Raw genomic sequence first — 16,791 nt, forward strand, 5'->3', positions numbered from 1 at the left:
ATGACCTTCGGCGACACCGTCGACCGGGACGGCGCCGCCGCCATGCTCGACGCCGTGCAGGCGTCCGGGGTGCGGGCGAGGCGCCGGGCGCGCAGCCGGCCGGCGCAGGCGCGCAGGACCGGGCCGTGCAGCGGGTGGGCGAGGCGGGCGGTGCCCCGGTCGTCGATGTGGACGAGGCCGTCGGCCTCCAGGGTCTCGAGGGCGCGCAGGTCGAGGGTGTCGGCGGCCGGCGGGAGCGGTTCGGCGAAGGCGAGACGGTCGAGGGTCTCGCGCTCCCCGGCGTCCGTGCGGTCCAGGAGCTGGGCGGTCCGCTCGCGCACGGTCGGGGTGACCGGCACCGGCCCCCGCCACGCCCACTCGTCGGCACCCGGTTCGCGCACGGCGTCGACCAGTTCGCGCAGCAGCCGCAGATCGCCCTGGCACATCCGGTGGAGCCGGTTGACGGTGAGGGCCTCCGGGGCGCCCGCGCCGGTCGCGAGCAGCTGGGCCGTCTCCTCGCGGGGCAGCTGCTCCAGGGCCAGCCGGGGCAGGAGTTCGCCGGTCCACAGGCGGGACACCGCGCCCGGCGCCGTCGTGCCGTCGGTGGTGACGACCAGGAGCCGGGTGCGGCCGTGCACGGCGAGCTGGTGGACCAGGGCGGCCGAGGCGTCGTCGAGCAGCTGGGCGTCGTCGACCAGCAGAAGCCGTACCCCGGAGAGCAGTTGGACCGCGCGGTGCAGGGAGACCGTCTCGGGCAGCAGGTGGGCGAAGGCGGCGAGGTGCAGGCGCCGGGTCTCGGGGGTGCCGGCCACCCGTTCGTGCTCGGTGCCGCGCACCGCCTCCGTGACCAGGCGGGTCTTGCCGCGCCCGGCCGGGCCGGTCACCACGATGCCGCCGCGGCCGCCGGTCACCGACCGCCGCACCAGGGCGAGTTCGTCCTCCCGCCCGGTGAACGGCCAGGGCAGCTCCAGGGTCTTCGCTTCCCGCTCGAATGTCATCACGGAAGCATGAGCCCCGCTACTCAGTCCTGATACACACCGACTTGAGTAGCCCCCGACTCAGGCGCCCGGGGGCCGCCCGACGGCACTCTCGTTGCCATGACCGCACGCTACTGCTCCCTCGCGCAGCAGCCGGCCCCCGTGTTCGGGCCGGGGCTCGCCGCCGAGCGGGTCGGTGCGCTCGTCCGGGGCAACCGGATGTGGGTCAACAGCACGGTCCTGCACTACTACTTCTTCGACGGCGACACCGACGGGTCGGTCATCCCCGCACCGGGGACCGGCCAGTCCCGGCGGGTGTCGTGGGTCGGCGCCAAGGAGCAGCGGGACGTGGTGCGCGAGTGCTTCCAGGAGTGGCGGGACCTCGGTATCGGGGTGTCGTTCGCCGAGGTCGGCGACCGCTCGGAGGCGGAGCTGCGCATCGGGTTCCAGCTCGGCGACGGCTCCTGGTCGACGGTGGGCAAGGACGCCCTCCAGGTCGGCCTGAACGAGCGCACCATGAACTTCGGCTGGGACCTGACCGCGCCCGGGGAGCGCGGGACGGCCCTGCACGAGATCGGGCACGCGCTCGGGATGCTGCACGAGCACCAGAGCCCGTTCGCCGGGATCCACTGGGACGACGAGGCCGTGTACGCCGATCTGGCGGGCCCCCCGAACTACTGGAGCCGGGACCGGACTTACTTCAACATCCTGCGCAAGCTCGACCCGGACGAGGTCAACGGCTCCGCCTGGGACCCGCAGTCGATCATGGAGTACCCGTTCGAGCCGGGTCTGATCCTGGAGCCGGAGCAGTTCCGGGCGGGGCTCGATCCGCCGGGCGCCCTGTCGTCCGCGGACAAGGAGTTCGTCCTGCGGTGGTACCCGCCGACCGAGCCCGTGCGGCCGCCGGCGCTGGTGCCGTTCCGTTCGGTACCGCTCGGTCTGGGGCCGGGTGAGCAGGCCGACTTCACCGTCGAGCCGTCGGAGACCCGCGAGTACACGGTGGGCACCTTCGGCGACAGCGACACCGTCGTGGTGGTCTTCGAGGAGCGGGACGGGGAGCCCCGCTATCTCACCGGCCGGGACGACGGGGGCACCGAGCACAACGCGAGGATCAGGGCCCGTCTCGTCAAGGGCCGCCGCTACTTCGTCCGTGTGCGCCTGTACTCCAGCTGGGGGTCGGGGGAAACAGCTGTCATGTGCTGGTGACAGCACGAGTCGGGCCGCACACGGGCGAGGCTGGACCAGCAAGTCCGGCGCCGGGGGAAGGGCCGGGTACGTTGCCTTCGGGGGAGGGAAACGTACCCGGCCCCGCCGCGTTCACAGCTCCTGGGCGGGGCCGGAGCGGTGAGAGGGCGGGGGCGTGCTGATCGCGCTCGGCGGGCTTCCCGCGACCGGCAAGACGACACTGGCCCGCCTCCTCTCCGGGCTGACCCGGCACCCGGTGGGCCCGGTGGGCTACGTCGTCGGATACGCCCTCGCCGAGGAGCATCTGCGGGGCGGGCTCACCGTGGTCGCGGAGTCGGTGAACCCGCTGGCCGTCACGCGGGACGCCTGGCGGGACACGGCCGTTCGGGCGGGGGTGCCCGTGCTGGAGGTGGAGGTCGTGTGTTCCGACCCCGGCGAGCACCGGCGCCGGGTCGCCGAGCGGTCCGTGGACATTCCCGAACTGCCGTTTCCCGGCTGGGAGGAGGTCGTGGGCCGGGAGTACGAGCCGTGGCACCGCCCTCAGTTCGTCCTGGACACCGCGGGGCAGGAGGCGGAGGAGTCGCTGGGGCTGCTGCTCGACGCCGTTCTCACGGCAGGTCGCGGGTGAAGACCACTCGGGGGTTGCCGGGGCCGTCGTAGTCCTCCACCACCCGGGCGTCGAAGCCGAGGCTGCGGTGGAAGGCGATCGAACCCTCGTTGGTGACCGAGGTGATGGCCTTGAGACGGACCGCGCCCTGGCGGCGGGCGGCCTCGGTGAAGGAGTCGTAGAGGGTACGGCCGAGCCCGGTGCCGCGGGTGTCGTCGCGGGTGGCGATCAGGTGGACGTAGCCGGTGCGGGTCGGGGTGACGAAGCCGAAGAGGTAACCGCGGATGCCGTCGTCCGCACGGGCGACCAGACAGGTGGCGCCGAACTCCCGGACCAGCGCGGTGAGATGCAGGGCGCGCAGGTCACGGTCCCCCCAGTAGCGGGCGTGGTCCCGGAGGACCTGGTGGAGGTCGGTGACGTCGGCTCGGTCGATACGGACGGTCATGGTGCCGATCATGGCACGGTGGGGTGCGGGCGGCCGTACGGCGGGTGTATCCGCCAACTTCACGCGGACTATGAGGGGTCGAGGACGTCCACCGCGGGGCCGGAGCCGAGGAGGAGGCGGCAGGCGGCCCGGGTGTCGTCGCAGTGGAGGGTCAGGCGGTGGCCGCATGTCGGGAGGCAGCTATCGGCGCGGTGATGCGGCGGGCCGCGCCGAAGCGGTGGCGTACGGCAGGTCGGTGGGGACTCCGGAGCATCAGCTCGACTGGGAGGAGTGACCCCGCTTGCGCCATTCCCCGGCGAGGAGTTCGTAGGAGCGGACGCGGTCGACGTGGTCGTGGGTGATCGTGGTGATGAGCAACTCGTCGGCGCCCGTGGCCTCCTGGAGCCGCTCCAGGTGGTCGGCGACCGTGGCCGGGGAGCCGACGAACTGGGTGTCGAGGCGGTCCTGGACCAGCTCGCGGTCCGCGTCCGTCCAGACGTGGGCGCGGGCCTCCTCCGGGGTCGGGAACGGGATCGCGCCCTCGGCGGTGCGGATGCTGCGGACCCACAGCCCGTAACCGGTGGCGAGTTCGCGGGCGGTCTCGTCGTCCTCGGCCACGACGACGTCGGCGGACACGCTGACGTACGGCTTGTCGAGGATCTCGGAGGGCTGGAAGGCGGCGCGGTAGCCCTCGGCCGCCTCCAGGACCGTCCCCGGGCTGACGTGGTAGTTGGCCGCGAAGCGCAGACCCCGGGCACCCGCTACCTCCGCGCTCTCGCCGCCACTGCTGCCGAGGATCCACAGCTCTACGTCGGCCCCCTCGCCCGGCACGACGTGTGCCTCGATGCCCTCCGGGGAGCGGTAGGTGCCCGCGAGCAGAGCCAGGACGTCGTCGATCTGCTCGGCGTAGTCCTGCGACTCGGCGCCGGGCAGCAGAAGCAGCTTCTGCAGAAGCGCGATCCGGGGCGAGCCGAGGAGGTGGGCGAAGGAGAAGCGGGGCGGGATGCGCAGGCCGTTCGGGGCGCGGCCGTCCACCACACCCGTCGGCGAAGGGGACTTGGGTTCCCCCGGCGGGCGGCCGCCCGACCGGCCGAGGCCCAGGTCGAGGCGCCCGGGGTACAGGGCGTCGAGGAGGCCGAACTCCTCGACCGTGCTGAGCGCCGTACGGTGCCCGAGTTGTACGGCTCCGGAGCCGAGCCGGATCGTGGAGGTGGCGGAGGCGGTCAGAGCCAGCACCACCGCCGGGGACGTGCCCGCGACGCCCGGGTTGAGGTGGTGCTCGGCGAACCAGTAGCGGGCGTAGCCGAAGCGCTCGGCCTGCTGGGCGAGGTCGATGGAGTTACGGAGGGCATCGGCGGCGGTGGAACCGGACGACACCGGGACCAGGTCGAGGACGCCGAGGGGGATGTCAGGCATGGACCGGCTCCTCCGTTCGCGGCGGCACGGGCAGCACCGGCGCCCAGGCGAAGGGCGGGTCCGGGATCTCACCGCGCAGGATCGGGGCGACCTCGGACTGGAACAGCTCCAGCGAATCGCGGTGCTGAGTCTCCGTCAGACCGCTTGCGTCGGCGTGCAGATGGAGCACGGTGTGGCCGAACTGCCCGTGGTAGCGGTGGACCTTGTCGATGATCTGCTGCGGGCTGCCGATCAGGGCGGAGCTGCGCTCGACGAAGTCCTCCAGGCTCTCGAAGACCACCGGGAGGCCCGCCGTGCGCGAGAAGGCGAGGTTCGCCTCGAAGAGCGGCCGGTAGACGTCCAGTGCCTCCTGCGAGGTGCGGGTGACGAGCAGCCCGGCCGAGCCGGCGCCGACCGCGATGTCGGCCGGGTCGTGGCCGTAGAACTCCCAGCGCTCGCGGTAGTAACGGATCAACTCGGCGTACGGCTCTATGGGGTTGGTGACGTTCGCCGAGAACAGCGGGTCGCCGTAGCGGGCGGCGAGGTCCACGGACTCCTTGCTGGTGGCGCTGCCGTGCCAGACCCGGACGGGCTTCTGGTACGGCCGCGGCCACACCTCGGCGTCCTTCAGTTCCGGCCGGAAGCGGGTCCGGGCGGTGACCTTGTCCTGGCGCCACAGCTGCCGGAACACCTCGTAGCTCTCGGCGTTGCGGTCCCACTGGTCCTCGGGCGTGACATGGAACAGCTCGCGCTGGGCGGAGCCGTTGCCCTTGCCGATGATGAGGTCGAGGCGGCCCTCGGAGAGGTGGTCGAGGGTGGCGTAGTCCTCGTAGGCGCGCACCGGGTCGAGCAGGCTCAGGGTCGTCACCGCGGTGAAGAGGCGGATGCGTTGCGTGAGCGCGGCGATGTGGCTGAGGACGACGGTGGGCGAGGAGGAGATGAACGGCCGCTCGTGCCGCTCCCCCACCCCGAAGCCGTCGAAGCCCAACTCCTCGGCGAGCACGGCGTTGTCGAGCACCTCGCGGAATCGGTCGTGGGTCGGCTTCAGGATGCCGGTGACCGGGTCCGGGCGGTGCACGATCAGGGTGATCGCGAGGAACTTCACGACGCCACCCGCTGCTGGCTGTGGGCGTCGTCCGGGTGGGCGAGGCCGAGCTGGTGGCGCAGGGTCGGGCCCTCGTACTCGGTGCGGAAGACGCCCCGCTCCTGGAGCAAGGGGACGACCTGGTCGGCGAAGGCGTCGAGGCCGGTCGGGGTGATGTGCGGGACGAGGATGAAGCCGTCGCTGGCGTCGGCCTGGACGTACTCGTCGATGGTGCGGGCGATGGTCTCGGCCGAGCCGATGAAGTTCTGCCGGTTGCCGGTGTTGATGACCAGGTCGCGGATGGACCACTTGTTGGCGGCGGCCAGCTCGCGCCACTCGCGGGCGGTGGCCAACGGGTCGCGGTACATGCGCACTTGGGCGCGGCCCTTGGAGATGTGGTGGTCGCCGACGTCCGGGTCGACATCGGGGAGGGGGCCGTCGGGGTCGTACGACGAGAGGTCCCGGTTCCAGACGAACTCCAGGTGCTTGAGCGCGGTGGCTCCGCTGACCTGCTGGCGTCGCACCTCGCGGGCGAGTTCCTCGGCCTCGGCGTCGGTGTCGGCGAGGGCGAAGGTGGCGGCGGGCAGGATGCGCAACTGGTCGTGCCGGCGGCCGTACTTGGCGAGGCGGTTCTTGACGTCGGTGTAGAAGGCCTGGCCCTCCTTGAGGGTGGCGTACCGGCTGAAGATCGCGTCGGCGCTCGAAGCTGCGAACTCGCGGCCCTCCTCGGAGTCACCGGCCTGGAAGATCACCGGGCGGCCCTGCGGGGAGCGCGGGACGTTGAACTGCCCCTGGATGTCGAAGTGTTGACCCTGGTGGACGAAGGTCCCCGCCTTGGCGTCCCGCAGGAAGACTCCGCTCTCCTGGTCGGCGACGATCTCGTCGCCGTGCCAGGAGTCGGCGAGTTCCTGGGTGGTGGCGAGGAACTCCTTGGCGCGGGAGTAGCGCTCCTCCTGCGGGAGGAAGCCGCCGCGGCGGAAGTTCTCGCCGGTGAAGGCGTCCCAGGAGGTGACGACGTTCCAGGCGGCGCGGCCGTCGGAGAGGTGGTCGAGGCTGGCGAACTGGCGGGCCACCTCGTAGGGCTCGTTGAAGGTGGAGTTGATGGTGCCGGTGAGGCCGAGGTGCTCGGTGACGGCGGCGAGCGCGGTCAGGATGGTGAACGTGTCGGGGCGGCCGACGACGTCCAAGTCGTATATTTTTCCGCCCTGTTCGCGCAGCCGGAGGCCCTCGGCGAGGAAGAGGAAGTCGAACTTGGCGCGTTCGGCGGTGCGCGCGAAGTGGGCGAAGGAGCTGAACTCGATGTGGCTGCCGGCCGCGGGGTCGCTCCACACGGTGGTGTTGTTGACGCCGGGGAAGTGGGCGGCCAGATGGATCTGCTTCTTGGGCTTGCTCATGGGTCCGTGGATCCTTCCGGCTCAGACGGCGGCGTAGCGGTTGGCGGGGCGGGCGAGGCCCAGCAGTCCGCGCAGGGTGTCGGCCTCGTAGGCGGTGCGGAAGGCGCCCCGGCCCTGGAGTTCGGGTACCAGTGCGCGGGTGATCGCGGGGAGGTCGTGGCCGAGGACGGCGGGGCGCAGCCGGAAGCCCGTGAGCCCGGCCGACTGGAACTCCTGGAGCAGGTCGGCGAGTTGTGCGGGCGTACCGGCGAAGACGCGGGCGTCGCTGACGAGTTCGGCGCCGTCGAGGGTGTCGAGGCGCTCCTTGCGGGCCTGCGCCTCGGCCGGGTCGTCGTCCAGGAAGACCACGAAGTCACCGAAGACGTGCAGGGGTTCACCGGATCGTCCGGCCGCATCCTGCTCGGCGCGGATCTCGGCGACGATCGCGCGGGCGTCGTCGGTGTCGTGCGGGGTGACGTAGCCGATGTCGGCCTGGCGGGCGACCAGCCGGTAGGGCACGGTCTGGTGGGCGAGGGAGCTGACGATCGGCTGGCCCTGCGGCGGGCGCGGGGTGATGGAGGGGCCCTTGACGCTGAACCTCTCGCCCCGGAAGTCGATGTAGTGCAGCTTGTCGCGGTCGACGAAGCGGCCGGTGGCCACGTCCCGGATCTCGGCGTCGTCCTCCCAGCTGTCCCAGAGGCGGCGCACCACCTCGACGTAGTCGGCGGCCTCGTCGAAGTGCTCGGTGAGCAGCTGCTGTCCGGCCGGGGTCCTGAGTGAGTCGAGGTTGAGCGGCGGAAAGGCGCGGCGGCCGAAGTGCTCGGCCTCGTGCGGGCGCGCGGAGATCTGCACGCGCAGGCCGGCGCGGCCGGTGCTGACGTAGTCGAGGGTGGCGATCGCCTTGGAGATGTGGAACGGCTCGGTGTGGGTGGTGACGACGGTCGGTATCAGCCCGATGCGGCTGGTCAGAGGCGCGACCCGGGACGCGATCAGAACGGCGTCCAGGCGGCCGCGGACCTGGTCCGTGCGGCCGTCCAGCTCGCCGTAGTCGGAGGACTGGAGGCCGAGACCGTCCTCGAAGGTGACGAAGTCGAGCAGGCCGCGCTCGGCCTCGGTGACCAGGTCGGCCCAGTATCCGGCGGTGAACAGGTCCCGGGGGCGGGCCACCGGCTCGCGCCAGGAGGCGGGGTGCCAGCCGGTGCCGTCCAGGGCGACGGCGAGGTGCAGCGGGGAAGAAGGGTGCGAAGGGGACACGGCGGGGTGCCTTCCTGGAGGTCCGTACGAGATCGCCGGGCCGCGTCAGGGCGGGGCTCGGCGCTGGGGCAACGGGGTCAGGAGCAACAGAGCGCGGCGGACACGCGCTGGAGATCGATGTGCGGGCGGGAGTGCAGATGGACGTAGCGGAGCCTGTGGAGCACGCCCGTCACCTCCTGCCGGTGGGCACGCGAGGACACCTCGCGGATCTCGTCGTGAGTCACAACACGGTCGGCTCGGGGGATGTTCCCGGGGCGGCGAGGGTTGTCCCGGCCGCTTCCGGGGCTGTTCCGGGCGTCCGCACCTGGAGGATCGTGGACCGGCGACGCACCGTGAAGCCGAGTGACTCGTAGAGCCGGATCGCGCTCGTGTTGGTCTCCGCCGCGTGCAGGAACGGCGTGTCGCCCCGCTCCCGGATGCCCGCGGCGACCGCGCGGACCAGCCGGGTGGCCAGGCCCCTCCCCCGGTGCTCGGGGTCGGTGCAGACCGCGCTGATCTCGGTCCAGCCGGGCGGCCGGATCCGCTCCCCGGCCAGGGCGATCAGCCGGCCCTCCTCCCGGATGCCGAGGTAGGTGCCGAGGACGACGGTCCGCTTCAGGAACGGGCCCGGCTTGGTCCGGGCGACCAGGTCGAGGATCTCGGGCACGTCGGCGGGGCCGAGCCGTACCGCCTCGGGCGCGGGTTCGGCCCGCAGCCCGGTGTCGACGAGCTGGACGCCGACTCCCCCGCCGACGACCTCCCACCCCTCCGGCACCGTCTCAACAGGCTTGATCCGTACGACGGTTCCGGGCCCCACGAGTGCGTGCAGGTCGGCCCAGGCGGCCGGGTCACCGGGATCGGCGAGGGCGGCGAAGGCGTAGACGTCGGTGGGGTAGCGGGCCGCTCGGCCGAGGCGTTCGGCGAGGTGGGCGTGCGGGCCGTCGAGGGCGGCCCATACGGCGTTGTCGAGGACGGTTCCGCCTCCTCGGACGTCTGTCTGTCGTGCCACGGAGACGGAGTCCCTTCCGGAGTCAACGTGCTTCTTCAGTAACCTGATTGACGGTGTGTCAGGAGTTCGACAGCGGCAGCCCAGGCGGGTTGACCTCCGACTTGGAGACCGCGTCGTTGCTGAGGTTCCACGCGGCGAGCCACTTGGCGTACTGACCGTTCTCGATCAAGTAGTTGATCGCGTCGGCGAGCGGCTTGGCGAGGCCGCTGTCCTTCTTGGCGGTCGCGGCGATCAGGCCTTGGAGCGACGCACCGGCACCGGAGTACTGACCCGCGATCTTCGTCGGGTTGGGGGTGCTCGCGGTCTGGGTGACGTGGTACGAGAGGTTCGGGCTGGGGCCGAGGTAGGAGTCGATCTTTCCGCTGTTGAGGGCGAGGTAGATGCTCGGGCTGTCCTGGAAGTACTTGATGGTCAGCTTCTTGCCCTCCTTCTTCAGCCTGCTCTGCCACTCCAGCAGGATCCGCTCCTGGTTGGTGCCGGCGCCGACCGAGACGGTCTGGCCCGCGAGCGCCTCGTAGTCGCCGTCGAAGGTCCACTTCGAGGACTTCGCCGTCTCGAAGGCGAGGTCGTCCTTGCGGTAGGAGGCGAACTCGTACTTCTGCTTGCGCTCCTCGGTGTCGGTGATGTTGGAGAACCCGACGTTCACCTTGCCGCTGTCGATGCCGACGAAGAGGTTCTCCCAGGTGAACCGCTTGACCTCGGGTTCGAGGCCGAGGACGGCGGCGACCAGGCGGGCGAGGTCGGTCTCCGAGCCGGTGAGGGTCTTCTGGTCGCTGCCGACGAAGCCGAGCGGCGGGGAGCCGGAGGGCAGGGTGCCGGAGCCGATGACGAGCTTGCCGCTCTTCTTGACGGCGTCGGGCAGTTCGGCGCTGATGGACTTGACCTCGGCGACCTTGAGGGTGGTCTCCTTGGCGGCGCCGTTGGACAGCCGGCCGACGGTGACCGTGCCGGCGCTGTCGTTCGTCTGCGTGGCCGCGTCGCTGTCCCCACCGCAGGCGGCGAGCCCGGTGGCGAGGGTGGCGACCGCGGTCGCCGCGGTGATGCCGCGTATCAGGCTGCGTCGGGAGGGGTGAAGGGGCATGGCTGTCCTTACTCGTTGCGCGAAAAGGGATGAAAGGGGTTCAGAGGACCTTGCTCAGGAAGTCCCGTGTCCGTTCGTGCCGCGGCCGGTCGAGGACCTCGGAGGGCGGGCCCTGCTCGACGATCCGGCCGCCGTCGATGAAGACGACCCGGTCGGCGATCTCGCGGGCGAAGCCGATCTCGTGGGTGACGATCACGAGGGTGGTGCCGCTGGTCGCCAGGTCCTTGATGACCGCGAGGACTTCACCGACGAGTTCGGGGTCCAGGGCGGAGGTCGGCTCGTCGAAGAGGATGACGCCCGGCCGTAGCGCGAGGGCGCGGGCGATGGCCACGCGCTGCTGCTGGCCGCCCGACAACTGGCGTGGATAGGCGCCGGTCTTGTCGGCCAGGCCGACCCGGGCGAGGAGTTCGCGGGCCAGGTCCTGGGCCTCCGCCTTGGCAAGTCTGCCCGTCGCCACCGGGGCCGCCGCCACGTTGTCCAGGACGGTGAGGTGCGGGAAGAGGTTGAAGTTCTGGAAGACGAACCCGATGCGGCCGCGCTGGTTCAGGATGACTCGTTCGCTGAGTTCCTTCAGGCGCTCGCCCTGCCGTCGTACGCCGATCGGTTCGCCGTTGACGCTGACGTATCCGATCTCCGGCTTCTCCAGGTGGTTGATGACACGCAGGAGGGTGGACTTCCCGGAGCCTGACGGGCCGAGGATCACGGTGACCTCGCCGGGGCGCACGGTCAGATCGACACCGTCCAGGACCCGGTGGGCGCCGTACCACTTGTGCACACCGTGCACTTCGAGAGCTGCGGCGGTCATACGGCGGCCTCCCGGCGGATGCGGGCCCTGAGATCGGTGACGCCGGAGCGCAGTTTCTGGAGCGGGGTCGGCGGCAGGGAACGCGTGGCGCCCCGGGCGTAGTGGCGCTCGACGTAGAACTGGACGACGGACACGGCGCTGGTGAGGATCAGGTACCAGACGGTGGCGACCAGCAGCAGCGGCACTATGTCGCCGGGGTAGGTGGCGCCCATGGACTGCACGGTGCCGAACAGGTCGAGGAGGGAGACGTAGAAGACCAGCGAGGTGCTCTTGACCAGGCCGATGAGCTGGTTGACGTAGTTCGGGGTGATGGAGCGCAGGGCCTGCGGGAAGACGATCCTGCGGAACTGGTAGCCCTTCGGCAGGCCGAGCGCGGCGGCCGCCTCGTGCTGGCCCTGGTCGACGGAGAGGATGCCGCCGCGGACCACCTCGGCGGCGTAGGCCGCCTCGTTGAGGCTGAGGCCGATGACGGCGATGACCATGTCGGTGGCGAGCCGGGACTCGTCGAAGGAGAAGAAGGCGGGTCCGAAGGGGACGCCGACGCTCAACGTCTTGTACAGGGCGCTGAAGTTGTAGAGGAAGAGCAGGACGACGATCAGCGGGATGGAGCGCAGGGCCCAGACGTAGGTCCAGCTGACCGCGCGCAGCACCGGGCTCTTCGAGAGCCGGGCGAGGGCGAGCAGGATGCCGCCGAGGAGGCCCAACACCGCGCTGTAGGCGGTGACTTCGAGAGTGATCAGGAGTCCGTCGAGGACGGTCGGCCGCAGGAACCAGTAGCCGAAGCGGTCCCACTGGTAGAAGGGGTTGGTCGCCAGGCCGTGCACGAACTGGGCCGCGAGGACCAGGACGACGGCGGTGGCGATCCAGCGGCCGGGCCGGCGCAGCGGCAGAACCCGCTGTGCGGCGAGGGTTTGTGACGGTGCGTCGACGGGCGGCGGCGCCTCGGTGACGGACACGGTGGCGCCTGGGGGTTCACTCATGACGGGGCTCCGGCGGAGTTCGGTTTCCCCTGGGACACGGCGGGCACTGCGCACTACGGCGCTGGGACGCGACGCACGGACACCGGGGGCTGGGCGGTCGACGACACACCGCAGATGCGGTGTTCGTCAGGAACGCGGGGGCTGAGGAGAGACGTCAGCCCCGACAGCGGGCACGGCCCGGTGCGGTACACAGTGCGCTGCTCACACGGAGCAGGTCGACGGAGCGGTTGGCGACGAGCAGGTCACCGAACGGCGGCAGCGCGCAGCCCGGAGCGCGGCGGGAGGCCGTCCGGGTTGCTGCGCGCATCGTGGTCACCGTCACTGTTCTCGGGGGTCCAGGACCCTATTGATCGCAAAGTAAAGCCATATGTCCTGACGAGTGTCAACGCCGGTCCGGCAGTTGGACACCTACGAGGCCCGGGCCGCGTGTGCCGCCCAGTCCAGGATCTGTACGGCGGAGCCGGCGGCCTCCAGGCCCCGGCAGTGGGCGTGGTGGCGGCGGGCGATGCCGTCGAGGTCGAGGTGGGTGCCGAAGGCCGGGTGGGCGGCCAGGCGGCGGGCGTAGGCCCACAGGGTGGGGTGGTCGGCGATGCGCTGCACCGCGGCCGCGTCGAGGTGGTGGCGGTGCACGGTGTCGAGTTGGACGAGCGTGACCCACAACTCGACGTCGGCGGCGGTGATGTGATCCCGGATAAGATACTCGCGCCCGACCAGCCACCGCTCCAACGAGCCGAGGGAGTCGAGCAGTTGCTCCAGCGCGGCGGCGCGCTCGTCGGCATCCCCGCCCGCCGATCCGGCGCGCTGGGCGGCCTGTTCGATGCCGTCGGCGCACATCCGCTCGACCGCCTCGGTCTCCGACTCCGCGCCGCACGGGTACAGGGCGGGACGGCCGGCGCCGAAGTGCCGGGCGAGGTCGCGGGTGATGTCGGGGGCGTGGGTGCTGACGATCCGCCCCGACCAGTCGTCGCTGAGCACCGGGCCGAGGGCGGCGCCGGTGTAGCGGTGCGCGCTCGCCTCGTAGAGCGGACGCAGTGCGCAGTGGCCGCCGTCGGGACAGTCGGGGACCGGGTCCAGGAGGGTCACGGGACAGACGTCGTCGAGGGCGAGCAGACTGTGCACGACGGCGATGCGCAGTCCGTCGGCGCAGGCGAGGGCGAGATGGAGGTGGTAGCGGCGCGGCACGGCGTAGTGCCCGCTGCGCGCGTCCTGTCCGATGCGGCCCCGGAAGACCGGGGTGGGGTGGGTGACGGGGACATATGCGAGCGGTGTGACGGACATGGGTCTCCCCGGGGTGTCGGTGCGCAGACGTACGCGCGGCGGAAGCGTCGTCGGGGCCGGAGCAGGCCGGTGTCAGCCGAGGGGGCTGATGGCGCTGCACACACGCAGCAGGTCGATGTGGCGGCGGGAGGTCAGAAGAGGCGAACGCCGGGGCGTACGGCTCACGCGGCCGACGGCGGACTCAAGGCGCCTCATGTTTCCCTACCTGTTCACTAGGATTCCCTAGTGGAGTGTCGATCCGTGTAGAGCGCACGTCAAGAGGGTGTCCATCAGGCGAGCACAGGGCGGTTTCAGTGCTGTGGGCTGTCGCCGAACGCCGTGACCGTCAGGAAGCGGATCGGTAGTTCGACGAGGTTCTCGGGGCCGTGCGGGGCCTCGCCGTCGAACTGGAGGGCGTCGCCGGGGCGCAGGGTGTAGCTGGACTTGCCGTGGCCGTAGACCATCACGCCCTCCAGCATGTAGAGGAGTTCGGTGCCGGCGTGCTGGAAGAGCGGGAAGACCTCGCTCTGCTCGGTCAGTTCGACCAGCAGGGCGTCCATCCGCTTGTGGGCGCCCCGGAGCGAGCCGAGCTGCGCGTACTCGTGGCCGACCCTGGTCCCCCGCCGGACGATGCGGGCGCCGTGCCCGGCGGGGACGAAGACCGCCTCGCGTTCGTCGTCCAGGCCCCGGAAGAGGGCGGTGACCGGGACGTCGAGACCGCGCGCGAGGCGGGAGAGGGTGGTGAGGCTGCACGCCGTCTGGGCGTTCTCGATCTTCGACAGCATGGCTTTGGAGATGCCGACGCGCTGTGCCATGTCACCGACCGAGAGCCCGGCCGCCTGGCGGTACTCACGGGTCCTGACCGCGATGATCCGCTCGAGTGCCTTGTCGTCGGTCTCGTCGGTGGCTTCGACGGTCTCGTCGCCGGCTGCGGGGTGCTCGCTCACCGGCGCATCCTAGCCCGCGCGGTCCAGGCGGAAGCGCGGGTGGGGCTCGGCGCGGCCGGTGGCGAGGTCCGCCGCCATCGCGCCGATCCGCGGGGCGAACTTCGCGCCGTGCCCCGAGCAGGGGGAGACGATCACCAGCGGGCCGTGCCGGTCCAGGACGAAGTCCTCGTCGGGGGTGGTGGTGTAGAGGCAGGTCGCCTCGGCGTGCGGGGCCGGGTCGAGGCCCGGCAGCCGGTCGCGGACGAAGCCGCTCACCCGGGCGCGCGAGCCGGGGTCGGCCCGTCCGCTGCGGGTGTCCGGGGTGGCGGGGGTGCCCCGGTCGTGCTCGGCGACCTTGAGCGAAGGATACGGCCCGCCGTCGCCGCCGGACGGGAGGCCGTACAGATGCAGGTACCCGTCCCAGATGAGGGTGGGCCAGGCGACGGACGGGTCGCGCTGACGGTAGTGGAAGACCTGCTGCTGGGTGACGGTCAACGGCGTCAGGGGTACGGGCAGTTCGAGCTCCGGGAGCCAGGCTCCGGCGGCGATCACCGCGGTGTCGGCGAGGATCTCGCGGCCGTCGTCGGTGCGCAGCAGCACCTTGGCGTCGCCCCGCACCTCGACGCCGGTGACCCGGGTGCCGATGACGGCGTCCGCGCCGTGCTCGAGGGCCCGCCGTACGCAGGCCGCGACGGTCTCGTCGGCGTCGATGACCCCGGCGTCCGGGTGGTACAGCACCGGGCCGGTGATGCGGATGTACGGCCAGCGCTCGGCGGCCTCCGCCGCGCCGAGCAGTTCGTGCGGGACCCCGGCCGCGCCGAGGAGCGCGGCCAGTGCGTGCGGGTCGCGTTCCTCGCCCATGTCGAGGCCACCGGTCGTGCGCAGCAAGGGGGTTGAGGAGTCGTCCTCCAGTTCCCGCCACTGCTCGTGCGCCAGACCGGTCAGACGTACGTAGAAGGGGTCGGCGTACGCCCGGCGGAAGATGCGTGAGCTGCCGTGTGAACTGCCGTGCCGGTGGCCGATGTCGTACGCCTCGATCAGGGTGACCCCGTGGCCCCTCCTGGCGAGCTGCCAGGCGGTGGCCGCACCCATCAGTCCGGCACCGACGACGGCGATCACAGTCCCTCCCCGGGGATCCACTGGGTACCCGCGAGGGGGACGCGGGCCATGGCCGCGGACTCGATCGTCAGGGCGACGAGATCCTCGGGTTCGAGGTGGAGGAGGTGGGCCTTGCCGCAGGCGCGGGCCAGGGTCTGGGCCTCCATCGTCATCACCCGCAGGAAGTTGGCGACGCGCCGGCCGCCCTCGACGGGGTCGAGGCGCGCGGAGAGTTCGGCGTCCTGGGTGGAGATGCCGGCCGGGTCGCGGCCGTCCTGGTAGTCGTCGAAGTAGCCTGCGGCCGAGCCGAGTTGACGGTACTCGGCGTCGTACTTCGGGTGGTTGTCGCCGAGCGCGATCAGCGCGGCCGTGCCGATCGCCACCGCGTCCGCCCCGAGGGCGAGGGCCTTCGCCATGTCGGCGCCGGAGCGGATGCCGCCGGAGACGACCAGCTGGACCTCGCGGTGCACGCCCAACTCCTGGAGCGCGCGCACCGCTTGGGGCAGCGCGGCGAGGGTGGGGATGCCGACGTGCTCGATGAAGACGTCCTGGGTGGCGGCGGTGCCGCCCTGCATACCGTCCACCACCACGACGTCCGCACCCGCGTGCACGGCGAGCTTCACGTCGTAGTACGTCCGTGTCGCGCCGACCTTCACATAGACCGGCTTCTCCCAGTCGGTGATCTCGCGCAGTTCGAGGATCTTGATGGCGAGGTCGTCGGGGCCGGTCCAGTCGGGGTGGCGGCAGGCGCTGCGCTGGTCGATGCCGACGGGGAGGGTGCGCATGCCGGCGACCCGCTCGGTGATCTTCTGGCCGAGCAGCATGCCTCCGCCGCCGGGCTTGGCGCCCTGGCCGAGGACGACCTCGATGGCGTCGGCGGCGCGCAGGTCGTCGGGGTTCATGCCGTAGCGGGAGGGCAGGTACTGGTAGACGAGGTGCTTGGAGTGACCGCGCTCCTCGGGGGTCATGCCGCCGTCGCCGGTGGTGGTGGAGGTACCGACCTCGCTGGCGCCCCGGCCGAGGGCCTCCTTCGCCTGCGCGGAGAGGGCGCCGAAGCTCATGCCGGCGATGGTGACGGGGGTCGCGAGCCGCAGGGGGTTCTTGGCGTGCCGGGTGCCGAGGACCACGTCGGAGTCGCACCGCTCCCGGTAACCCTCCAGCGGATACCGGGACATGGAGGCGCCGAGCAGCAACAGGTCGTCGAAGTGCGGGAGTTTCCGCTTGGCGCCCCAGCCGCGGATGTCGTAGACACCGGTCTCGGCGGCGCGCTGGATGGCGTGGATGGTGGCGCGGTCGAAGGTGGCGGACTCGCGCAGGCCGTGGGATGCGGGTTCCAAGGTGCAACTCCTATGAACAGGGGACGAGATGTCGGCCTTTC

Annotated in this window: 19 protein-coding genes; 2 read left to right on the forward strand and 17 right to left on the reverse strand. The window is 71.5% G+C overall.

Features of this window, described 5'->3' with window-relative positions; translation table 11 throughout:
• Positions 1 to 977: ATP-binding protein (locus tag ABZ896_RS07155; RefSeq protein WP_360923198.1), on the reverse strand; the 977-nt coding region annotated here is incomplete at its 3' end.
• A 99-nt stretch (positions 978 to 1,076) separates the two neighbouring features.
• Between ABZ896_RS07155 and ABZ896_RS07160 the strand changes: the two genes are divergently transcribed.
• A complete protein-coding gene (locus tag ABZ896_RS07160) occupies positions 1,077 to 2,162 on the forward strand; it encodes a M12 family metallopeptidase (RefSeq protein ID WP_360923201.1) in 1,086 nt (361 codons plus the stop codon).
• A gap of 154 nt (positions 2,163 to 2,316) precedes the next feature.
• The gene (locus tag ABZ896_RS07165; protein WP_360923204.1) at positions 2,317 to 2,769 is read left to right on the forward strand and encodes an adenylyl-sulfate kinase; all 453 of its coding nucleotides are present in this window, start codon (positions 2,317 to 2,319) and stop codon (positions 2,767 to 2,769) included.
• Here ABZ896_RS07165 and ABZ896_RS07170 read toward each other — a convergent pair.
• From ABZ896_RS07170 to ABZ896_RS07245, 16 genes are all read right to left on the reverse strand, one after another.
• Complete coding sequence (locus tag ABZ896_RS07170) at positions 2,750 to 3,193, reverse strand: GNAT family N-acetyltransferase (protein WP_360923207.1); 444 nt, start codon at positions 3,191 to 3,193, stop codon at positions 2,750 to 2,752. The genes ABZ896_RS07165 and ABZ896_RS07170 overlap by 20 nt on opposite strands.
• A 252-nt stretch (positions 3,194 to 3,445) precedes the next feature.
• Positions 3,446 to 4,588: an LLM class flavin-dependent oxidoreductase gene (locus tag ABZ896_RS07175; protein ID WP_360923210.1), complete on the reverse strand. Its 1,143-nt coding sequence runs from the start codon at positions 4,586 to 4,588 to the stop codon at positions 3,446 to 3,448.
• On the reverse strand, positions 4,581 to 5,672 hold the full coding sequence (locus ABZ896_RS07180; protein ID WP_360923213.1) for an LLM class flavin-dependent oxidoreductase: 1,092 nt from the start codon (positions 5,670 to 5,672) through the stop codon (positions 4,581 to 4,583). Before ABZ896_RS07180 ends, ABZ896_RS07175 begins: the two co-directional genes overlap by 8 nt.
• Positions 5,669 to 7,045, reverse strand: a complete 1,377-nt coding sequence (locus ABZ896_RS07185) for an NtaA/DmoA family FMN-dependent monooxygenase (RefSeq protein WP_360923215.1) — start codon at positions 7,043 to 7,045, stop codon at positions 5,669 to 5,671. The genes ABZ896_RS07180 and ABZ896_RS07185 overlap by 4 nt, the downstream gene beginning before the upstream one ends.
• A 21-nt stretch (positions 7,046 to 7,066) precedes the next feature.
• Positions 7,067 to 8,278, reverse strand: a complete 1,212-nt coding sequence (locus ABZ896_RS07190; protein WP_360923218.1) for an LLM class flavin-dependent oxidoreductase — start codon at positions 8,276 to 8,278, stop codon at positions 7,067 to 7,069.
• Positions 8,279 to 8,355: 77 nt separating this feature from the next.
• Positions 8,356 to 8,502, reverse strand: a complete 147-nt coding sequence (locus ABZ896_RS07195) for a putative leader peptide (protein ID WP_360923221.1) — start codon at positions 8,500 to 8,502, stop codon at positions 8,356 to 8,358.
• The gene (locus tag ABZ896_RS07200; protein WP_360923224.1) at positions 8,499 to 9,266 is read right to left on the reverse strand and encodes a GNAT family N-acetyltransferase; all 768 of its coding nucleotides are present in this window, start codon (positions 9,264 to 9,266) and stop codon (positions 8,499 to 8,501) included. The genes ABZ896_RS07195 and ABZ896_RS07200 overlap by 4 nt, the downstream gene beginning before the upstream one ends.
• A gap of 58 nt (positions 9,267 to 9,324) precedes the next feature.
• The gene (locus ABZ896_RS07205; protein WP_360923226.1) at positions 9,325 to 10,347 is read right to left on the reverse strand and encodes a transporter substrate-binding domain-containing protein; all 1,023 of its coding nucleotides are present in this window, start codon (positions 10,345 to 10,347) and stop codon (positions 9,325 to 9,327) included.
• A gap of 40 nt (positions 10,348 to 10,387) precedes the next feature.
• A complete protein-coding gene (locus ABZ896_RS07210; protein ID WP_360923229.1) occupies positions 10,388 to 11,152 on the reverse strand; it encodes an amino acid ABC transporter ATP-binding protein in 765 nt (254 codons plus the stop codon).
• Entirely contained in the window at positions 11,149 to 12,132 is a 984-nt protein-coding gene (locus ABZ896_RS07215; RefSeq protein ID WP_360923232.1) for an amino acid ABC transporter permease, read from the reverse strand. The genes ABZ896_RS07210 and ABZ896_RS07215 overlap by 4 nt, the downstream gene beginning before the upstream one ends.
• Before the next feature lie 154 nt (positions 12,133 to 12,286).
• Positions 12,287 to 12,439: a hypothetical protein gene (locus ABZ896_RS07220; RefSeq protein ID WP_360923235.1), complete on the reverse strand. Its 153-nt coding sequence runs from the start codon at positions 12,437 to 12,439 to the stop codon at positions 12,287 to 12,289.
• Between the two features lie 101 nt (positions 12,440 to 12,540).
• Positions 12,541 to 13,410 carry a glutathione S-transferase C-terminal domain-containing protein gene (locus ABZ896_RS07225; protein ID WP_360923238.1) on the reverse strand — a complete coding sequence of 290 codons (870 nt, stop codon included), beginning with the start codon at positions 13,408 to 13,410 and terminating at the stop codon, positions 12,541 to 12,543.
• A 72-nt stretch (positions 13,411 to 13,482) separates the two neighbouring features.
• The gene (locus tag ABZ896_RS07230) at positions 13,483 to 13,605 is read right to left on the reverse strand and encodes a putative leader peptide (RefSeq protein WP_360923241.1); all 123 of its coding nucleotides are present in this window, start codon (positions 13,603 to 13,605) and stop codon (positions 13,483 to 13,485) included.
• 95 nt (positions 13,606 to 13,700) lie between these two features.
• Complete coding sequence (locus ABZ896_RS07235; protein WP_360923244.1) at positions 13,701 to 14,336, reverse strand: XRE family transcriptional regulator; 636 nt, start codon at positions 14,334 to 14,336, stop codon at positions 13,701 to 13,703.
• Between the two features lie 9 nt (positions 14,337 to 14,345).
• On the reverse strand, positions 14,346 to 15,434 hold the full coding sequence (locus ABZ896_RS07240; protein ID WP_360923247.1) for an FAD-dependent oxidoreductase: 1,089 nt from the start codon (positions 15,432 to 15,434) through the stop codon (positions 14,346 to 14,348).
• Entirely contained in the window at positions 15,431 to 16,750 is a 1,320-nt protein-coding gene (locus ABZ896_RS07245; RefSeq protein WP_360923250.1) for an FMN-binding glutamate synthase family protein, read from the reverse strand. The genes ABZ896_RS07240 and ABZ896_RS07245 overlap by 4 nt, the downstream gene beginning before the upstream one ends.
• Between the last annotated feature and the right edge of the window lie 41 nt (positions 16,751 to 16,791).

It is taken from the genome of Streptomyces sp. NPDC047072 (genome assembly GCF_040643855.1).
Classification (GTDB): domain Bacteria; phylum Actinomycetota; class Actinomycetes; order Streptomycetales; family Streptomycetaceae; genus Streptomyces.